At 68.4% G+C, this 18614-nt stretch carries 17 protein-coding genes and 1 pseudogene; 1 reads left to right on the forward strand and 17 read right to left on the reverse strand.

All coding sequences use genetic code 11. From position 1 onward, the window contains the following. Positions 1-90 precede the first annotated feature (90 nt). From MID12_RS13000 to MID12_RS13060, 14 genes are all read right to left on the reverse strand, one after another. Positions 91-1602, reverse strand: coding sequence for a LacI family DNA-binding transcriptional regulator (locus MID12_RS13000; RefSeq protein WP_263173115.1), 1512 nt, complete (start codon positions 1600-1602; stop codon positions 91-93). A gap of 70 nt (positions 1603-1672) precedes the next feature. Next, a complete protein-coding gene (locus MID12_RS32450) occupies positions 1673-2038 on the reverse strand; it encodes a helix-turn-helix domain-containing protein (protein WP_411576948.1) in 366 nt (121 codons plus the stop codon). Positions 2039-2135: 97 nt separating this feature from the next. Continuing rightward, positions 2136-3398: a DUF3631 domain-containing protein gene (locus MID12_RS13005; RefSeq protein ID WP_263167151.1), complete on the reverse strand. Its 1263-nt coding sequence runs from the start codon at positions 3396-3398 to the stop codon at positions 2136-2138. Continuing rightward, entirely contained in the window at positions 3395-3682 is a 288-nt protein-coding gene (locus MID12_RS13010) for a hypothetical protein (protein WP_263167152.1), read from the reverse strand. The genes MID12_RS13005 and MID12_RS13010 overlap by 4 nt, the downstream gene beginning before the upstream one ends. A gap of 74 nt (positions 3683-3756) precedes the next feature. Beyond that, positions 3757-4659: a bifunctional DNA primase/polymerase gene (locus MID12_RS13015; RefSeq protein ID WP_263167155.1), complete on the reverse strand. Its 903-nt coding sequence runs from the start codon at positions 4657-4659 to the stop codon at positions 3757-3759. 145 nt (positions 4660-4804) lie between these two features. Beyond that, positions 4805-5254 (reverse strand): single-stranded DNA-binding protein, encoded by a 450-nt coding sequence (gene ssb / locus MID12_RS13020; protein WP_263167158.1) that lies wholly within the window; start codon positions 5252-5254, stop codon positions 4805-4807. Between the two features lie 22 nt (positions 5255-5276). After that, positions 5277-5582, reverse strand: a complete 306-nt coding sequence (locus tag MID12_RS13025) for a hypothetical protein (protein WP_263167160.1) — start codon at positions 5580-5582, stop codon at positions 5277-5279. A gap of 225 nt (positions 5583-5807) precedes the next feature. After that, positions 5808-7955, reverse strand: coding sequence for a hypothetical protein (locus MID12_RS13030; protein WP_411576949.1), 2148 nt, complete (start codon positions 7953-7955; stop codon positions 5808-5810). A gap of 1 nt (position 7956) precedes the next feature. After that, on the reverse strand, positions 7957-9501 hold the full coding sequence (locus MID12_RS13035; protein ID WP_263167163.1) for a hypothetical protein: 1545 nt from the start codon (positions 9499-9501) through the stop codon (positions 7957-7959). Positions 9502-9591: 90 nt separating this feature from the next. Next, positions 9592-9840, reverse strand: coding sequence for a hypothetical protein (locus MID12_RS13040; protein WP_263167164.1), 249 nt, complete (start codon positions 9838-9840; stop codon positions 9592-9594). A 236-nt stretch (positions 9841-10076) separates the two neighbouring features. Continuing rightward, complete coding sequence (locus MID12_RS13045) at positions 10077-11087, reverse strand: hypothetical protein (RefSeq protein ID WP_263167167.1); 1011 nt, start codon at positions 11085-11087, stop codon at positions 10077-10079. Positions 11088-11091: 4 nt separating this feature from the next. Continuing rightward, a complete protein-coding gene (locus MID12_RS13050; protein ID WP_263167170.1) occupies positions 11092-11475 on the reverse strand; it encodes an RRQRL motif-containing zinc-binding protein in 384 nt (127 codons plus the stop codon). After that, entirely contained in the window at positions 11475-11789 is a 315-nt protein-coding gene (locus tag MID12_RS13055; RefSeq protein WP_263167171.1) for a hypothetical protein, read from the reverse strand. The genes MID12_RS13050 and MID12_RS13055 overlap by 1 nt, the downstream gene beginning before the upstream one ends. Further along, a complete protein-coding gene (locus tag MID12_RS13060) occupies positions 11789-12139 on the reverse strand; it encodes a hypothetical protein (protein ID WP_263167174.1) in 351 nt (116 codons plus the stop codon). The genes MID12_RS13055 and MID12_RS13060 overlap by 1 nt, the downstream gene beginning before the upstream one ends. Before the next feature lie 804 nt (positions 12140-12943). On the opposite strand from MID12_RS13060, the gene MID12_RS13065 reads away from it, so the two are divergent. Next, positions 12944-14284 carry a hypothetical protein gene (locus MID12_RS13065; RefSeq protein WP_263167175.1) on the forward strand — a complete coding sequence of 447 codons (1341 nt, stop codon included), beginning with the start codon at positions 12944-12946 and terminating at the stop codon, positions 14282-14284. 5 nt (positions 14285-14289) lie between these two features. Here the strand turns inward: MID12_RS13065 and MID12_RS13070 are convergent, their stop codons facing one another. From MID12_RS13070 to MID12_RS13080, 3 genes and pseudogenes are all read right to left on the reverse strand, one after another. Next, a complete protein-coding gene (locus MID12_RS13070) occupies positions 14290-15192 on the reverse strand; it encodes a phosphotransferase enzyme family protein (RefSeq protein WP_263167178.1) in 903 nt (300 codons plus the stop codon). Next, the gene (locus MID12_RS13075; protein ID WP_263167180.1) at positions 15189-15641 is read right to left on the reverse strand and encodes a GntR family transcriptional regulator; all 453 of its coding nucleotides are present in this window, start codon (positions 15639-15641) and stop codon (positions 15189-15191) included. The genes MID12_RS13070 and MID12_RS13075 overlap by 4 nt, the downstream gene beginning before the upstream one ends. Positions 15642-16924: 1283 nt before the next feature. After that, positions 16925-17611 (reverse strand): annotated as a pseudogene (locus tag MID12_RS13080) (DUF317 domain-containing protein). Positions 17612-18614 lie beyond the last annotated feature (1003 nt).

The following is an 18614-nucleotide window of genomic DNA, read 5'->3' on the forward strand; positions in this document are numbered from 1 at the left end:
TCCCTTCACGGGAATCCGGCCCTGACTCGTTCCCTGGGGTCACTGGGGAGTGGATGGGGAGTGGATCAAGGAAAATCCACTCCCCGAGCGTCACCCCTGGCAGGCTCGCAGCAAGGCATCGAGCGCACGCACAGGAGACCGAGGATTCATGGCCGATCGCGCCTCCAACGACTCCTCCCACTGCTCGGTCAGTTCATCCATGAGCCGATTCCTCATTCGCGCGGTGATATGCGAGTAACGCGCCTGCACCGAACCGTCTTCGTGCCCGAGGCGCTCATCCATGAGCTTGGGCGGGATTCCGAGCTCCTCCATGACTGTCTTATGGGAGTGCCTGAGCCCGTGCGGAGTGAGGCCTCGCGCGATCGGAAGCCAGCACGCGTCCGCCCTGCCAGAGGCGTTCCGGCCTCGCGCCGGCACTCCCGGCCAGGGATCCGCCATCACCGGCACAGGACGCGCCTCCTGCGGGGCCTTCTTCGGATACCAGCCCGTCGTGGCTGGCTGGAACAACCAGGTCGCAAATCCGGTCCGCCGCCAGTGCGCCGCCGTCTGTGCTGACTGGCCCGCACGGACGTAGCCGAGTTCCGCGATGGCTGTCTCCACCTTGATCCGCGTTCGCTCCGCGACCATGTCCGGACGGTTCAGCACGTTCGAGACCGTTGCCGTAGAGACCTCAGCGCGGCGGGCGACGTCGACCAGCTTTGCGCCGACGTGCCGGGCAGCGCCGTTGGCGGGACCGTGGCCACGGAACACGTAGGTGTGCTCGTGGCACGGGCAGGGTGCCGACTCGGTCCGGGCGATATGGCCTGCGACCAAGCCAGACAGCCACTTCGGCGTGTCGATGGTCCGGTAGGAGTCGTCCTTGGGCGGGCAGCGCTCGAACTCCCCCGAGTCGAGTTCGTACAGCTGCCACTCCACTCGTACCGATGCGGGGCGGACGAACTTGCGCTCCAGGCCGACGATTTCGCCCCATCGCATGCCGGTGTAGCCCTTCAGAAGCACGGCTACGAATTCGTCGTCACGGCCGGACAGCAGCGAAGCGCGCTCGGCTGTCATCAGGATGCCGAGAGCGTCGGTCACCACCTTCTCGGGGCCGCGGTTCCGGGAGCGGCCGGCGCGCTTGCCTCGGCCGCGCCGCTTGGTGGCTGGGTTGGAATCGCGAAGTCCTTCATCCACGGCATCGGCAAGGATTAGGTGCAGCGTGCCGTGCCAGGTCTTCACGCTGGACGTGGCGTAGAGCTTGCGCTCCTTCTTCTCCCAGGCGCCGACGTCCGTGGGCTGGATATCGGCGATGGCCTTGTCCTCGAAGGCAGGAAGGAGGTGCTCCTCGATGTGCCGCTTGTAGTTCTGCATAGTCGATGCGGCCAACTCCTGTGCCGCATACCAGCGGTTCACGTACTCGCCGAAGGTTTCCTTCCCTGCATTCGGGTCGCGATAGCCGACCTCTCGGACCTTGGCCTCCGCATCATTCGCTGCCTTCGCGGCCTCGCGCTTGGTGGCGAATCTGATCGTGGCACCGTTGGCGTCCACCACAGTTCGGAGCACGCCCGGTGCAATCCAGTACCGGCCTCGGTAGTAATCGGCGCGCTTCTCGCCGTAGCCCATGGTTACCTCTCGCAACAAGCGAGGGGTGGAGACCATGGCTGGCCTCCACCCCTCATGATCGGATCTTCTGTCAAGCGGCGTTCTGTGCGCGACGCGGACGGCGCGCACGGAGACTCGCTACTGGCCGTACCGGCTGCGCCGTAGTGCGGCGCCGGGGCACGGCTTCGCCCTCTATGGCGTTTGCCGGGCTGGGCCGCTCTTCAAGAATGTGGAAGATCTCTCGAACGTGATCGCTGGTAAAGCGGTACCCGCCACCGCTCCTCAGGTAGGGGATGCGCCGTCGGCGGACTTGTTCCTTCACCCACCACTCCGAGCACCCCAGTGACTTCGCTACCTCCGCCGCCGAATAGCTCAGGGGAAGTCCACTCTCTTTCGGCACCTTCGTGACTCCTCTCTGCCTTCTGGGGAATCCGCAACATCCGCCACGCCGCAACATTGCTGGTCAGCGGCTTGAATCTGTGGCGGATGCCGTTTGTGTTGCGGATAGGTGCCGCCACGCGTGAACGTGGCGGCACCTATGGGGGTGGGGGTGGTCAGCCCGCGATGCGGAGTTGGCGTGTGTCGGTTTCCGCGGACATGTGGCGGCTCTCGGAATGGTCTTCCGCCACGGATTCACCCCTGTTGACCTGCGGTGTTGCGGATGTTGCGGATGTTGCGGACTTTTCGGGGGTAGGGGGGCAGTAGCGAGCCCACGCGTCGCGCAGATCTTCCGCGTAGTAGCCCTTCGGGGTGCCGCTGCCGACGCGGATGCCGCGCGGCTTGATCGGGCTGTTGTCGGGCCGGACGTACTGGCTTAGGAGCTTGGACAGGCCGCGTGCGGTGAGCGGCTTGCTGTTCTGTCCGTCGTCGCTGAGGTCGGCCCACGGGGCGTCGTCGAGTCCGTGGAGGACTTCGAGGATGGCGGCGGTGGGCATGCGGTCGGCGCCGCAGAACACCTTGTCGCGCAGGTCCGTCAGCAGGCGTACCCCGAGAGAGGCTTCGTCGCCTTCCTGGGCTGCCTTGATGAGTGCGACGCAGGCGGCACGGGCGCGCTGGGGCCAGTGCCCGCCGGCCGCGTCGGCGACCGCGAGCAGCGGTTCCCACACGTCGGCGGGACGGTCGGTGACGCCCTCGGGCATTTCCGGCCACGCTGCGGCGATTTCGTCGTGGATGGTGGCGGTCCAGTCGGCGAGCTGGTCGCGCAGGGCGTGGCCCTGCTTCTCGTGGACGCGGCGCCGGTAGGGCTCGCACTTCTCGTTGGGCGCCTTCTTGCGCATGCGGATGATGACGGAACGGGTCAGGATCGTGTCCGGCAGGGAGCCGAGTCCCGCCATGGCGACGGCGCAGAACGAGGGGAAGAACCCTGCCTTCTGATCGGATCCGTCGCCGACGCAGCGGAGGGACTTGGCGCCGCGCCGGTATCCGGAGTTGAGGAACCCGCGGACCTCTTCGTTCCCGCCGGCCTTGGGCCCGAAGACGGTGTCGATCTCATCGAAGAGGAGTGTGGGGGTGCTGTCTTCTGCGGACACGAATCGGAAGAGGGCGTTGGCGGAAGCGTTGACGGTGGTCGCCGCGCGTGGCGTGAGCGTCTCCACGATCTCCAGCGCACGGGACTTGCCCGATCCCGGCTCGGGGCTCAGGAAAGCGAGGCGGGCGGTGCCATCCAGCGCGTCCATGAGGTGGGCGTGAGCGTCCCACAGCGTGACGGCGACGTAGGCGTGTTCGGTGGGGAAGACGTTGAAGCGTCGGTGGAATCCCTCGACTTCGTCGAGCAGGGCGGCGCCGTCGATGGGCGTGGCCGGCGTGGTCTGGGTCATGCGGCGGCCCTCCTTTCCGGAAGGTTGTGCAGGGGGCACACGGTGCGGTGGTAGGCGTGGGCGTCGATCAGTTCGCGTACGGCATCGGCGCCGCTGACGGTGCGGTCGCGTCCGCACGAACACCACGAACGCGCAGTCGGTGTGCGGCGGTACGGCGTCCTGATCTCAAGCGCACCGATCACCCGCGGGACGGCGGGGGCGGTGGTGTCGTCCTCGGTGAGGACGGTGCAGGGAAGGGATGAAAGGACGCCTTCGGCGTCGTCCTTCGGCCGCACCACGGCCAACGGGCTAGGGGTCCTGTTGGCGGAGCGAGCCCTGATCACGGCGGGGTGGGGGCTCTTAGTAGGCGGGGGATTGGTCATGCGGTGGTCCTCCGCTGCGGGTTGTGGGCGATGGACCAGTCCAGACCGCGTGCGATGACGTCGTCGTAGTAGCGCTGCGGTTGTGTGGCGTTGCCCGCCACCGCCCTACTAAGAGCCTCCTCGGCCTCCTCGCGGGTGAGGTCGCCGGACGCCACCAGCCGCCCCAGCGCCCGCGCGGCCCGCAGCAGGACAGCGTTGCGCTTGCCGTCGGGGGCGGTGGCCACGTTGTGCGCCTCGCCCCGCAGAGCGGCTGCGGAGTACCCGCTGCGGCACTCCGCGGAAGTCGCGATGGCGTAGTGCGCTGTGCGCTTCGGCTTAACGCTCAGCGCACTGTGAAGCCATTGCGGCAGGGGCACCGGAGGCCGGTCGTCGGTGACGGTGTAGGCGCCCTGCGGGGTGGTACTGCCGGGAGCGACGACGTAGCCGCCCCAGCCGCGGGTGTCGATGTGGTGGCCGACAGTGCCCGCAGTCGAGTGCAGGCGCGTTTCCTCGGGTTGGGTGAAGTACAGGTGTTGGCCACCGCTGGGGGTCCGCACCTGGTACGTGGCAGGGAGTTCCTGTCCGGCGCGCTCGCAGAGCGCCAACAGGCTTTGGACGCCGTCAGGCGTTCCTTCTTGCTCGTCCGGCTTCAACACGTCCAAGTCGACGACCAACAGCCCAGACGGGCCGGTCGCGATCCCGATGTTGTACGGCTGGTGCGACCACGCCGCCATGACCATGTCCGGGTCGGTAGTGGCGCGCTGTTCGGGCTTGCGGTGCCCGCCGGCGCACCGGCCGGTGCCGGGGCAGAGCCGCTCAGCGTGCCCGGCGGGCCGCTTGTCGCCGGGACGGAGCGGGAACACGTGCCAGCCGCGGCGGACCGGCTCCAGGGCCCACGCGAGCAGGGCGAGGCTGGTCATGGCGCCACCCCCAGCACACGGGCGTGGGGTCGCCGGATGGGGACAGGTTGGGTCATGCTGGATGCCTCCAACAGGTCTGTTGTGGACTGGTTGGCCGGGGCGACCGCGTGTCTTTGGCGAGATCGGGCGGTCGCCCCGGGCGTTGTTAGAACGGCGGCTCGTTGCCCGGCTCTGCGGGGTTGCCCGGGGTGTTCCACGGGTCGTCGCCGGCCGGGCTGTTCTGTGCGGGCCGCTTGCCGTTGATCTGGACGGTGGTGAAGCGGACCGAGGCGCCGATGTCGTCGACTTCCACGGCGAGCATGGAGCGGTTCTCGCCCTCGGGGGTCTTCCAGTCGTGCTGGCGCATCCGGCCGGACGCGACGACGCGGGAGCCCTTCTTGAGGCTGTCGGCGATGTGCTCCGCGAGGGTGCGCCAGGCCGCGCAGCGGTAGAAGGCGGTCGTGCCGTCCTTCCACTGGTTCGAGGTGCGGTCGAAAGAGCGGGGGGTGACAGCGATCGTGAACTTCGCGAGCGCGGCGCCGCCCTCGGTGAACTTCAGCTCCGGTTCGTCGGTCAGGTTGCCGACCAGGGTCACGGGGGTCTCTCCGAACGACATGCTTGGTCTCCTCAGTTCAAGGTCACTTGGAGCGGGCGAGTTTGAGGGTGATGCCGCCGACGCCGATGGGTCCGGCGGCGCCGGCGATGACGGTGGCGGTGTGGGCGGCGATGTCGAGCAGCCAGGCCAGGGCGGCGACGACGCCCCACGTGCCGAGCGCGGCGGCGCCGGCGATGGCGAACGGGATCAGCAAGCGTCGCCACGGGATGTCGTTCCGGCGGGTGCCGTGGACGACGATGACGATCGGCTGTCCGGTGGCCTGCGCTCGGTTCCAGACGTCGGCGGGGATGTGCGGGGCGAGGTGTCCGGGCGGTTCGCGGTGGTGCATGTGGTGCTCCCTTCCGGCCGTTCCGGCGGACATGAAGGTGCCCGCCCGGAGAGGTTCCGGGCGGGCACCTGATGGTTACGGTGTGTGGTTGTAGTGACTACTGGCTAGTGGCTACTGGTAAGCCGGAAAGGCCTGTTGAGGGGCCCTTGATGGCCAGTAGCGGGGTGTTCTACCGGCTAGTGGCAACTTTGCGGTAGCCAGTAGTCAGTAGCCGTGTGTGAGCGTTCAGGCGTGGTCGGGGTGGACGTAGACCGAGTGCGGTCCGTTGTCCCGGTAGACCAATTCACCTCGCTCGGCAGCCGCCTTGAGCGCGTCGCGCACGGCCTGTCGGCTGCGGCTCACGCGGTCGGCGACGGCGGACGGCTTCATGCCCGTCGCACCTGCTTCGGTGATCGCGGCGATCGCGTCCGCCAGCCAGTCCGGCCCAGCCTCCCGCCCCGGAGCGGGGTCGGCGGGCGGGGTGTCGCGCAGGGCGGACAAGTTCAGCCCCTCGCGCTGCGTCCGCTCCCGCTGGGGACGGGTGCGGTCGGGTTCGCTGGTGGTGCCGAACTGCTCGTCAATCTCGCCCATGAGCGTGTCTACGAGCCGGTCCGCCTCTGAACTCGGCTGAGGCTGAACGGCGGGCTGATCGCGCAGAGCGGTCAGCTTCAGCCCGCGCCGCTCCTGTTCCCCGTCGCTGCCAGCGTCGGGGGTGGGCTGGGGGTTGTGCATCCAGGAGATGCGATCGGCGTCCCAGCGTCGCGCGTAGGCCTCCCCGGCCGCGTCGGCGGACACCGTGTCCAGGACGGGGTGGCGGTCGCTGGTGGCGGCGACGATCTCGCGGATCTGGCTGGGCAGGATCCGCCAGGTCTTGAACAGCGCGGCGGGCGACTCGGGTGTGCCCATGAACCCGGCACCCTTGTAGGGGGCCTGATCGACCTTGAGGCCACGGCTGCCCGGGAAGAGCTTGCCGAGGTCCATGCCTTCCTTCTCCCCGCCGGTCAGCGCGACGCGGACCTTGGCCTCACGGCGGATCATGAGGTTGCCGAGCACGGAGCCAGTGGAGCCGAGTGCGGTGAGCACGGTGCGGATGCCCATCGCCCGAAGCATCCGGATCACTTCGAGGATCTTCGCGGCCAGCTTCTTCATGGCCTTGTCCATGCTGGTGAGGATCTCCGCGCCCTCGTCGATGACCAGCATGATTTGCGGGATCGTCGGGCCGATCGGCAACAGGTCGGTGTCCTCACGCGCCATCAGCGACTGATAGGCGATCTTGCGCTGTTTGCCGATCCGCAGCACCGCATCGAGCATCGTCTGCGCCTCGTCCACCGTCCCGGCGAGCCAGTCGATGCCGGGCCGCAATGGCCGCTCGCCGGGGGCGGGCTGGTGGGTGAGGGCGGGCAGGACCCAGGACAGGCCGGCGGATCCGGCGTTCAGGTCGATGACGAAGGTGAGCACGTCGGTGGCGCGGGCGAAGCCGGCCAGGATGACGTGGACCATGTTCGTCTTGCCCGATCCGGTGGGGCCGACGACCAGCGCGCACTGCTCGCGCAGGTAGGTCTGGATCTGTTCGGCGTTGGAGCGGTAGCCCCACGGGATGCCGGTGAGCAGGGACAGCGGGGCGTAGTCGGCGGGGTAGGTGCGCTCGGCTTCCAGGGCGTTGACGGTGGCCACGTCGATCAGGGTGCGGCCCTGGTGGACGCCCGGGGTGGCGGTGGCGGTGCAGCCGTGCGGCAGGTGTGCGTCCGCCGACAGCGTGGCGGCGCGGGCGGCGATCTGGTCGTACGTCGTCCCGCCCGGGAGTTCGGCATCGAGCGTGAACCCGGTTCCCGTGGCCCAGTGCTCGACAGCGAGCACGCGCACGGTGACGCCGCACACCCGCTTGATGCGGTCGACCCACTCCTCGGCGATCGCCCGCCGCTCCGCGGACAACTCCGCGGCCACAGCCCGCTGTTCAGCGGCGATCGCCTCCTCTTCGCGTGCCTCCTCGTAGAGGTTCGTCGACCGGGTGGCGGTGGCCATGCCCACGCCGATCGCGGCGAGGGAGCCGAGCGCCTGCCAGGTCAGCGGCCCGTTGGTGATGGCCCAGGTGGTCCAGCCCGCGCCGATCAGCCAGGACGCGGCACGCGCGGCGATGGTGCGGCCGGCGTTGCGCAGCCGTATGCCGGCGGCGGTGTGGCCGATGGCTCCGGCCGTGCCGATGGCGAGGGCCCAGCCGGGCGGCATGGCGGTGGCGGCTCCGGTGGTGGCGACGGCGAAGGCGCCGGTGGTGGCGGACAGGGCGCCGGTCACGGGTCCGTGACCGGCTGCCCAGTCCCACACCGGACCACTCACGGCCTGCGCCTGCGGGTTCTTGCTGTCCTGCTTGGTCATGGTGGCCTCGGTGGCAGTCATCTCAGACGTTCCAGCCCTTCTCGGCCTCGGTGCCGTTGCGGGGGTCCTCGTGGCGGGCGATGTCCTGTGCGTGGACGTTGCGGAACAGCGGCACGAGGGTTTCGCCTGCGTCGACGGCGTTGAGGAGGGTGCGGTGGATGTCGTCGAACCCGTCCGCGACGTCCTTCTCGAAGGCGAACTCTTCGTCGGAGCGCTCGGCCAGGATGCGGAAGGTGTTCGCGATCGACAGCAGCGCGGTGGGCAGGTTGTCGATCATCCCGAGAACTTCCATGTTCCCGTCGGGGTCGTAGGTGCGGGCCGCGTTCTCCATCTCGGCGGCGGCCTCTTCGAACTTGAAACCGGACACGTTGATGACCTCCGAAGCTGCGGTGGGAGCGGTGGGGATGAGGCTGGCGGGGCGTTCGACGCGGTCGCCGATCTCGTCCGTGGACGCGTCGGCGGCGGCCTCTTCGGCTGCCCGGGCGGCGCGGATCTTCTCGTCGCGGGCCGCGCGTGCCTCGCGCGCGGACAGCAACAGCCGCCGGTACAGGCGCCGTCCGGGGTGGACCAACCAGGACCAGCCCAGCTTCTTGCCGAGCGGGGTGGTCAGGCAGCCCAGCCCGCCCAAGGCGCCACCGGCGAGCGCGGCGAGCAGCCGACGGCCCTGGAACCGGGCCGCGGACTTGAGCAGGCCCCGGCGGGCCTTGCGGCGGGCGGGCGCCTTACGCACGGCCGCGCGCTTGGCGCCGACCTCGGCCCCGGTGTTGCGGTCGCGCGCGGTGCGGGCCTTGTTGACCAGGGCGCGGCTGCCGGAGGCGGCCTTGCCCGCCGCCCAACCGGCAGCCCGCTTCAGCGGGCCGCGCGAGGCCGTCGTCTTGGCGGCACGGTTGGCGGCGCGGGCATCGCGGCGGGCGTCGGCGACCGCGCGACGGGCCGCGGTGGTCTGCTGCCTGGCCGCCGATCGGGTCGGCGTCTGGGTGCGGCTGTCTTTGCGCAGGGCGCGTACCTGTCCGAGACGCCCGGCACCGCCATGGCCCGTGCCCGGCCGCGTCCCTCCGCGGCGGGATGCGTGACGCCCCGCCCCGCTGCCGGAGCGCAGGCCCGACTTTCCCGCACCGCTGCCGGTGCGGGCCTTGACGCCCCCGCCGCGGCCACCGGAGAACAGGCCGGAACTCCCGCGCGAGCGCGAAGTGGAGGGCGAGCGAGAGGTGCGGCCCCTGTTGCTCAGCCGACTGGAGCCGACCGAACCCCCGCCGCCGCGACCGCTGTTGCTGCTGGTGCGGCGGCGGGCGCGGAGGGCGGCAGTGGCGCCCAGGACGGCGGCGCCGCCGGCGGCCACCGCGAGCGCGACCGGCCCGCCGCCGACCAGGGCGACGGTGCTGACCGCACCGACGGCGCCGTTGGTGCCGGACAGGGTCAGCGGCAGCACCGGGATCCCGCCCGACGTGTGCGCCAACTCCTGCCGCACAGCAGGAGTTGACGGCTTCTCGGGAGGCGAGGGCGGTGCTTCGGGCGGCGGCGCAGTGGCAGCCGGGTGGGCTACCGGTTCGGTAGTGGTGTCGGTCATGCTGAGGCCACTCCTTCATAGAGGAGAGCAGGGCCCGGACGCGTGCTTTGGACGGCTGAGCGTCCGGGTTCCTGCGCTGAAAGGTGCTGGTCAGAGCTGGTTGGGCTCCAGCGAGAAGAACAAGACCGTCGCCCCGCGCAAGGTCGGGTGCGCGTCGGTGACGGCGCCGTAGATCTCGTTGTAGGCGTCCTGCCGGGTGTCGCCGGGACGCCGGATGTAGGTACCGCTCTGCGTGGCGGACGCCAGTCCCGGCTTCTCGATGGACATCACCCAGAAGTGCGTGTCCTGACGGATGGTGCCGGTGCCGGCCGAAGTGGTCGTGGCAGTGGTGTGGTTCACCAGGGAAGTTCCCTTCTGATCAGCAGGATTGGAGGCGCAGTGCTGTGGGCGGCGGGCGGTCCGCCGCGGTGTGGGTGATCAGCTCTCCGGGTCTGCTCACCGGGTCTGCGAAGGTGCCGCTCGCCGGGGGCTCACCGGGTCTGCTTCACTGGTTGCGTCGACTGCTTCCGGCAGTCGCGACGAAGGCCAGCCCACTAGTCCTGGGCTGGCCTTCATTGCGTCGTGCCGGACGGCTGTTACGGCTGCGTGTTCTCCGCGTCGATCAGGGCGGCGTACGCCTTGCGCACCCGCTCTTCCTTCGCGGAGAAGCCCGCCGCGCGATACGCAGCGAGAGCCTTGCGGTAGGACAGCGGGGGGTTCTCCGAGTGGCGCAGCCACCGCAGGACGACCGTGAGCTGTTCCTCGCTCAGCGGCTCCCCCGGCTGAGGCGTCTCGACGCCAGCCACGGCCGCCACCCGGGCAAGCGCCGCCCAGTCGAGAGGGGTGTGTCCCGCACCCTGCGACGACGGGAGTTCCGGTGTCGGGGACACGGGTCCGACCTGCGGGGACACAGGGGACACACCCGGGGACACACCCCCGTGCGACCACTGCCCCAGCACCTGGGCCAGGTCCTCATCCGAGAACAGCGCCGGAACCTCCTGCGGGACGTCGTCCACCGGGTGCTCCGCGGTGACCTTCTCCAGCTCCTCGGCTGCCTCGTGGCGCACCTTCTGCGCCTGCCCGCGGGCCTTGCGCTCCTCGCGCTCCAGGACGGCCGCCGTCTTCTGCCGGTCGACCTTGGCCCGAGTCACGGCACGGCCGATCGCCACCTGATCTCGCGTGGCACTGCGCACCGCATCGATCTGCTTCTGCGCCGCACCCGAAATGCGAGTGGAATCCCGTTCCACCGCCATGATCAGTGTCGCCTTGGCGGCGGCCGGCACCACCGCGCCGATGACCGCCACGACCGGCGTCGCGTACATCAGACCGTGCGTGAAGAGCACGCCGACCGAGGTCACGAGGAACACCCAGCCGAGCACGGCGGGCAACCTGCCGTTGGAACCCTGCCGGCGGTGCGCGGTCTCCATGGCCAGCGCGTACAGCCACACCGCGTCGTAAATACCGGCCACGGTCAGCGCGAGCGGCTCCGGAGCCTGGCGGGAGAGGATCTCCCCCACCGCGTACACGGTCCAGCCCAGTGACAGGCCGGTCAGACCGACCGGCAGACTCCAGTGCACCGCCCTGCGGGCGGCTTCCTTCCAATCCATGTGATCACTTCCCTTCGTGATGCTGGTCGTCGGGGTACGCGCAGGGGACGCACACCCCGAGCGAGGCGGGGATGACGTATCCGGCGTCGGTGCGGCACTGCGGGCAGGTGCGGCGGGCGAGCATCGCCAGCGCCAGCGCGCCCCACTTGCGCGAGGTCATCGGCCGGACGGGCTTGGCCAGGTCGATGCGGTAGAAGTAGGCGACCAGCGGTGGGCGCCGGTAGCGCGGACGCATAGCCTGCGCGGCGATCGGCTGACCGCCGGGGCGCAGGCCACGAGCTCGTAACTGCCGTCTGGTGGCCAGCCCGTCCGGCGCGCAACGCCACGGGTAGGTGGGGATGCCGTGGCGGGCGCCGTCCGGGTCAAAGCACTTGGTCAGCGCCGCCATCACGCGGCCTGTGGCGTATTGCCGACGGTGGCCGGCAGATAGGCGGCGTAGACGTGGAACAGCACGCCGTACGCGCTTGCCCGGAACTCCAGCGACTGCCGGTTGCCGATCCGGCTCTCAAAGACGCTCTCGGCCGGGATGCCCAGCGCCTCGCGCCAGGCCTCCACCTTGCCGGGGCTGTCGAGCTGCACACTCAACTCCCGCGGCGTGAAGCGGCTGGTCGTGATGTAGGCGGCGGGGAGGTTCGGGTGGCCGACCGCGAGGTTGGCCAGGCAGGCCAGCGTGGCCGCCTGATCGGCAAGCGTCGCAGTCATCACGCAGCCACCCCCCGGCGGACCGGACGGCGGCGGGCGGGGCGGACCAGCGGGACCACGTTGAACAGGTCCGGGTGGTCCTCAACGACTCGCGCGGCCAGGCGGACCAGGTCGTCCGGGAGCTCCCGGTACTCGGGGTCCGCGAGGATGTCACGGGCCGCGTCGATGCGGGCCGCACGCTCTGCGCAGGCCGTGCACAGCATGTCGCCCTCGTCACGGTTCTTGCAGGGCGTGCATTCCTCGCTGGGCTCGCCCTCCACCCCCAGCCACAGCTCAATCGGGGTGCCGAGCGCCAGTTCCGCGAACTCCGCGTCGGTGACGGCCTGATGACCGGCAACGATGTACTTCATGGAGGTCTCTCCTCACATTGGAGCGGCCCGAGTGCGCCCGGAGATGCCTCAACAGGCGCGCGCCGCGGGAAAGGAACCGCGCCAGGATGTGGCGCGGGTGGAAGCTTCGAAGTGCTCATCAAACGGGCAGGCCACCGACGTGATGCCGGCGCCCTGCCCGCATGACGAGTGACGGGCAAGCCCGTCACTGTCGTCTCGCGGTTCCGTACGCGCCTTACTCCCTTTCGCTTGGTCGGCGCGCTGTCACCGCGTCACTCAGTCGTCACTCGCTGAGTGGAAGCGCCCATCCCTTCCGGGTGTCATGGACCGGGTGCAGCCCAATCACCGGGATCCCCGCGATCCGGTCCCTGGGTCTACGCCCGAGGGTCAGACCAACGGCTTAGCCGATGACACCGATCGATCCGTGAAGACGACGGACTTCTACGTCTCCCCTTCCGCTCGAACCGCGTGTAAGCGGGTCCGGCGGGGCCCTGCTGCGTATGTGCGGCAGGCGTGCAGCGGTGCCACACTCCCGCAAAGCGTGGTGTGTATTACCTACCACTCACGTTGGCAGAAGGATTCCGCGCCGTCAACCCGTGGCTTTCGACTCGGAACCGCCGGCCTGCCCCGTGCGGTGGTGGTTCAACTGTCGCTAGACGGCGAGCGCTTCGGGAGCGTGTACTTGGGGGTGCACTCGTGCACTCCTACGTGCAAACCCACTGCACACCAGCCCTGACCTGCGTAGAGTGACGGTGAGTCAAGCTAGTAGTACGGCCGCTTCCTGGGGGTTCGATGGCAGACCGGAACGCCAGACTGGCCGCACTCATGCAGGAAGCCGACTTCTCGCACAAGTCGCTTGCTCGCGCGGTGGTAGCCGCTGCCGCTCGGTCAGGTGAGGACATCACCTGTGATCACACGTACGTGACCAGGTGGCTCAAGGGCTCCATCCCGCGCGGGAACATGCCGCAGTTCATCGCCGACGCAATCGGCCGCAAACTGGGCCGCCACCTCACGATCGACGACATCGGGATGGGCGACGCGGCGGTATCCGCCGTACAGCCGGAGCTGGGACTTGACTTCGCGGACAGGCCGGAGAGCACGGCCAAGACCGTTGCTGACCTCTGGCGTGCCGACCTGGCCGACGCTGAGACGCTGGTTCGGGCGCTCCCCGATTCCGCAGCTTGGAACACAGCGTCCCTGCGCTGGATCGTGGCCCCTCCGGACGGCGAACTGGCGCGGGCCGGCAACCGAGCAGTCGGTGAGGTGGACGTGGACATGGTGCGCTCCACAGCCGACGCGTTCAGCATGCTTGACGGGAAGTTCGGCGGCGGCCACGCCCGGCGGGCACTGATCCAGTACCTGCACACGGATGTCCGGCCGATGTTGGACGGGACATACTCCGATGCCGTGGGCAAGCAACTCCACTCTGCTGTTGCCGAAGCGCTCTTGCTCGCCGGATTCATGTCGTACGACAGCGGCTTGCACGGCATCGCACAGCGGTACTTCATCCAGGCACTGCGTATGACGCAGGCGGCCGGTGACCGGCTTCTCGGCAGCAGCATCCTCTCTGCGATGAGCCATCAGGCGACGTTCCTCGGGCGGTACCAGGATGCTGCGACTCTCGCCCGTGCTGCGATCGCGGGCCCGGCCGGCAGTCTGGGGCCGACGATGGCGGCGCATCATCTGGCGATGGAGGCGCGGGCGCTCGCCCGTCTCGGGGATGAGCGAGGCTGTGACGTCGCCCTTGCGGAGGCGGAACGCAAGCTCAGCCAGAGGACGGCCGACAGCGACCCGTCATACATCGCCTACTTCGACGAAGTCGAGCTTGCAGCCGAGATAGGCCACTGCTTCCGCGACCTTGGGCGCTCCGTCGAAGCCACGGAGCGCGGAGCAGGCTCCATCTTCGGCGACGGCCTCAACAACCGAAGTGACTTCTTTGCGACGATGGTGCAGGCCGAGTCATACATCATCCACGGGGAGATTGGCCGTGGCTTTGAGTTCGCCCTGAGTGCGCTGCAACTCGGCGAAGGGTTGAAGTCAGCCCGCTGCGTTCAGTACGTGCGCGAGTTCCAAGAGCGCGTCACTGGCGGGATGAGGCGGGCCACGGAGTTCCACCAATTCGAGGAACAGGCCCGTGGATTCCGCCTCTGGCAAGAGACCGCCTGACGGTTCTAGAAGGGCGCCCAGTCTCGGCGAGAGCCGCCAGAGCGCAGGCTTTCGACGCGCTTCTCAACTTCCTCGGCGGCGCGCGAATTGGTTCCAGCGTTCTGCGAGAGCCATGTGACCATCAGCAGTTCGCGGACGCTCCTGAGAACGGAATATCCCGACCACTTCCGCACGTCGAATCCGTACCCGGCGACGAAATCGGCGTACTCGGCCTCCGTGTGCCAACCGAAGCTGTCGTAGTACATAGCCGTCTGCATGAGATCCCACTCGCGAGGCCCCGTGACGAACCCGTCCAGGTCGATGACCTTGGGGCGGTCGGCTGCGTCATGGAGGACGTTGCCGACGTTGAAGTCGCCGTGCAGATGACCGGCCGGAAGTGCGAACTGAAGACGGCCGTACTCGACCGCCAAATCGTCAGCCATGGACCGGAGAAATGCGCGGGTGTTGTCCGGGATCGTAGCGCGCTCCAGACGCTGTGCGACTCTATCGAAAGGCTGAAGGAGTGGCAGCGAAAAAGGCGGCGGCTCCAATTCGTGAAGCCGCCGCAACAGGACACCCATCTCGCCCGTACTCGCGTACTTTTCCCCGTCGGCAAGCCCTTCCCAGAACGTCACGGGGTGACCCTCGACAACAACCGGCTGTTCGGCCGCCGTGACGAGTCGCGCCGCCGGATATTCCTCAGCCGCGAGCCATTCCGCTACGGCCACTTCCTTCCGCACGGAGGTGAGGCGATCGGGGCTCCGGCCGACCCGGGAGACGATACGGCCGCCGTCCACACGAAACACTGCATGGTCCCCGAACCTCAGCATCTCGATTCCGTCCGGGTCCACGTCGGCAACCTCGCACGCCTTGCGCAGGATGGTCGCCGCCGCGTCCGCGTCGAACTCGGTGCGCTCGGTCGTCGTCATGCCGTCTGAGTCCCCCGTCCGACCGGCAGCGCGCGGACTTCCCGCCCTCGCGCGGCCCCCTTACCGATGAGCCCTTGCCCCTCCATCTGCGCAATGGCGGAACGGACGGCAGTCCGCGACGCTCCGAACCGCTCGCACAGCTCCTTCTCGGTGGGGAAGCGGTCGCCGACCTTGGCCCCGTCGGCCCGCAACAGGTCGGTCACCTGCTCGACCAACGGCCGGCGGTCACCGGTCCCCGCCACAAACCAACCGGCTCCCTGTACCGACTCGATCACGCCGTCAGCCTTGAGTGCCGCAAGCGCCCGCTCGATGGTGCTCCGGCTCACGCTGTACTCGCTCATGAGAGCCGACTGGGACGGCAGCGACTCTGTGATCTTGCCCTTCCTGATCTTCTCGCGGAGAGATTCCGAGACCTCCCGGTACGTACCTCGCGGACTGCCCTGCGGCACGTGGCCTCCCCTTCCTCGACCTCGCCGGCGTCCCGATGGCGCCTCACAGATTCCAGCTTCCCACGTCCCATGCAACCGGCCGATGGTCTTGTCTCCCCTGCTCCGTTCAGCACCGCTCGTTGTCCTGGTCCTTGTCCAGTGCGCGGACGGACGTCCCCGTTCACTGCCGTACGCGCGCACTGTCTGACCTGCCACGTGAACCCTTGCGAACAGCCCCCGTAGGGCCATGCGATCAGTTCCTCAGAGGGCCACACCTTGGGGAGTGAACGGGGAGTGGATCAAGAAAATGATGCCGCGCCTCACCCACGCCAACCAACGCACACCAAGGCCTTGACCTGCACATATGCGCAACGATCCTGGTCAGCGATCTTTCCGCACGTTATTCGGGACGAAGAGGTCGTGGGTTCAAATCCCGCCACCCCGACAGTGAAACACCAGGTCAGGCCGGGTACTGAGAGATCAGTACCCGGCCTGATTGCGTTTCGACCCTGTTTTGGGAGCCAACTGGGTGTGATCTTCGGGAGTCGGCTCCCAGGTTGGCTCCCGAGCAGTGGCCTTCCGCCGCCTCCTAGCGCGACGTACACCTCGCGCCCCGAGTGAGTCACTGCACGGCTTGTGCCAAGCAGACCTGAGACGGTGCGACGATCGCTATGCACCCTTGGTTTCCGTCAAATGACCGGCAGCTCGCACTCCTCACCCGCATCGGAGACGGGCCCGACCCCGTCACTTCTGACAGCCCCGAGCTCGCAGTCACGGCTCGTGCGCTCAGGGACCGGGGCTTGGTGATCATGCCCAGGAAGAAGGGGAGGTGGCAGGCGGAGATCACCGAAGCGGGTCGTTTCTACCTGGAGCACGGTCATCATCCCGACCGCCCGGAGCTGGCTCCACGCAAGCCTCGCGCGGCGGCGTCGGAAGCCGAGACGCCGGTTGCCGCTGGCCCTCAGCAGGATGCCGATCCGCCGACGGAGACGAAGCCCGTCTCGAAGCGTGCCGTGAAACCTCCGCGCCCGTCGCCGGCGGCTGTCGGGCCAGCGCTCATCGCGCAGGTGCAGGAGTCCGGACGATCCCTTCGGACCCCGGACCCCGGACCCCAGTGCCGAGGAGCGGGCTCGGTATCGCAGGGCGTTCGGCGCAGCACGGCAGTGCGCTCCGGACGGGTACCACCTGAAGTACATCGGGACATACGGTCTCCATCTCTGTCATCTGAAGGGCACAGGAAACGAACGTGCAACTCAAGGGAATTGGCGACGAACAGCACAATAAGCACTGCCGGGCGCGGATCGTCAGCTGCGGCGGACGACGTTGAGCCGGCCCTCTGCGCTCTTGGGCACGGTGCGGCGGGGCACCGGGACCGGTGAGGCGAGCGAGGAGGCGAATGCCTCGACCAGGTCATGAGGGACGCTGGCACTGAAGCTGGCGCACCACAGATAGGGAGCGCCGAGAACGGGTTCCGCCCACGCCTGCCACCCATCAAGTCAGGACACGGATCCGCGTCCTGAACAAGCAGCGGCTGCAGCCCCAGGGAGACGGTGGCGGAGAACCCGGGGTCCATGGCAGTGGCGTGGGGAGAGTCCACGTCACGGATCCAGGCTTGGGCACCGACTGCGTTGATGACCGTCTCGGGCCCTTCGAAGCCAGCGTCCGGCACCTCACGGGCGTCGAGCGCGACGATGAGATCAGCGAGCACCTCGCACGGGACGCCAGCGGTGGAGTACGCGTTCCACTCCGTCATCGCGGAGGCAGCATGCGGGCGAGCGCTCAGCTGCCAAGCAACGGGCAATCCGCCCAGCTCGAATGGGTAAGCCGCGAGGATCCACTCTGCGCCACGCAGCCCGTCCGGACTCACATACAGCAGGGTGTGGCGGGAGGTGGGCCACATACTCCAAACCGAGGCCGATCAAGGTGTCGCCGATCCGCTCGGCAAGCGCGCCGTCGTCACCTGCCAGGTGGCGCGGAGTGACCCAGTACATCGGGTCCGGCAAGTCGGAACGAGAAGGGTCGCCGGGGTGGTGCGGGTGCAGCGGCGCCTCCGTGGGCTCAGGCACCAGTTCTTCCGGCAGAGCGTTGTACGTTGACATGCCGTGCCCCAGCGCACCAGTCCTTTTGGGATCTTTCCTGTCTGCCCCCGGCGAACTGGCGTCCGTTGACAGGAAGTTAGTCCGACGAAAGCCGCTGACCTGCTAGAACTAGCTTCGCTGTCTATTCAGTCGCGTGACACCGCTGCGTTCCGGGCCCTGCGACCTACAGCGACTGGCTTGCTCGGCCTTCCTCTGACAAGCGATCTTGGCCGTTTACCAGGTGAGTTTGATCGCCATAGCCGTTCTCCGGATCTGCCACCTCTGGCCAAGTCGTGTTGGCTACCGTCCCCCGATGAAGTCACAGGTCGCCGAAACCACCGAAGCTTGTTGCTGCCCTGCGAAGGGCAGCATCTGTCAGGACTGCAAAGGCGAAGGGTGGGTGACGCCGCTGCCTGAAGAGGGGCGCCGACGAGACGCCACCGGCCGCTGCACGTCGTGCGCTGGGCGGGGAGGCCACCGCCTGCCACACGAACCGACGTGCCCCGTGGTGCGGAAACACCCTGGGCTTGAGTACTTCGCACCCCAGCTCCTCAGCGACTCGGGCAACATCACGTTCTTCAGCACCGGCAACGCTCTCGCTCGACCAGAAGTGCGGCAGCGTCTCGCGCAGATCCTGTTCGAGCCGCGGCCCTGATGACCGGGGTCATGGCAGCAGCCCTGCTCGTCAGCGGCCGAGGAGGACAACAGCGGCGACCACGTCCGCCCCATGATCCAAGCAGATGACAGGCGTGCAGCCGCAGCCGACGACGAGCTCCTCCAACTAGGTAATTCGCCACCACCCTGCAGAAGAGCGGCCTCGAAGGCGGTAAACTAAGAGTGGCCGTACGGGAGTGTTCTTGGTCACACTTGAATCGCATCCGTGCGGCCTTTTGCATACCCTGCCCCCTGTCGATCT

It is taken from the genome of Streptomyces sp. SCSIO ZS0520 (genome assembly GCF_025643355.1).
GTDB lineage: Bacteria > Actinomycetota > Actinomycetes > Streptomycetales > Streptomycetaceae > Streptomyces > Streptomyces physcomitrii.

Excerpts from the sequence above, each read along its gene's own strand:
- MID12_RS13050 (WP_263167170.1), bottom strand. The coding sequence starts at position 11,475 with ATGGCGGCGCTGACCAAGTGCTTTGACCCGGACGGCGCCCGCCACGGC.
- MID12_RS13000 (WP_263173115.1), bottom strand. The coding sequence starts at position 1,602 with ATGGGCTACGGCGAGAAGCGCGCCGATTACTACCGAGGCCGGTACTGG.
- MID12_RS13070 (WP_263167178.1), bottom strand. The coding sequence starts at position 15,192 with ATGACGACGACCGAGCGCACCGAGTTCGACGCGGACGCGGCGGCGACC.
- MID12_RS13060 (WP_263167174.1), bottom strand. The coding sequence starts at position 12,139 with ATGAAGTACATCGTTGCCGGTCATCAGGCCGTCACCGACGCGGAGTTC.
- MID12_RS13035 (WP_263167163.1), bottom strand. The coding sequence starts at position 9,501 with ATGACCGACACCACTACCGAACCGGTAGCCCACCCGGCTGCCACTGCG.
- MID12_RS13045 (WP_263167167.1), bottom strand. The coding sequence starts at position 11,087 with ATGGATTGGAAGGAAGCCGCCCGCAGGGCGGTGCACTGGAGTCTGCCG.
- MID12_RS13030 (WP_411576949.1), bottom strand. The coding sequence starts at position 7,955 with ATGACTGCCACCGAGGCCACCATGACCAAGCAGGACAGCAAGAACCCG.
- MID12_RS13065 (WP_263167175.1), top strand. The coding sequence starts at position 12,944 with ATGCAGGAAGCCGACTTCTCGCACAAGTCGCTTGCTCGCGCGGTGGTA.
- MID12_RS13005 (WP_263167151.1), bottom strand. The coding sequence starts at position 3,398 with ATGACCCAGACCACGCCGGCCACGCCCATCGACGGCGCCGCCCTGCTC.
- MID12_RS13055 (WP_263167171.1), bottom strand. The coding sequence starts at position 11,789 with ATGACTGCGACGCTTGCCGATCAGGCGGCCACGCTGGCCTGCCTGGCC.
- ssb (WP_263167158.1), bottom strand. The coding sequence starts at position 5,254 with ATGTCGTTCGGAGAGACCCCCGTGACCCTGGTCGGCAACCTGACCGAC.
- MID12_RS13015 (WP_263167155.1), bottom strand. The coding sequence starts at position 4,659 with ATGACCAGCCTCGCCCTGCTCGCGTGGGCCCTGGAGCCGGTCCGCCGC.
- MID12_RS32450 (WP_411576948.1), bottom strand. The coding sequence starts at position 2,038 with ATGTTGCGGCGTGGCGGATGTTGCGGATTCCCCAGAAGGCAGAGAGGA.
- MID12_RS13025 (WP_263167160.1), bottom strand. The coding sequence starts at position 5,582 with ATGCACCACCGCGAACCGCCCGGACACCTCGCCCCGCACATCCCCGCC.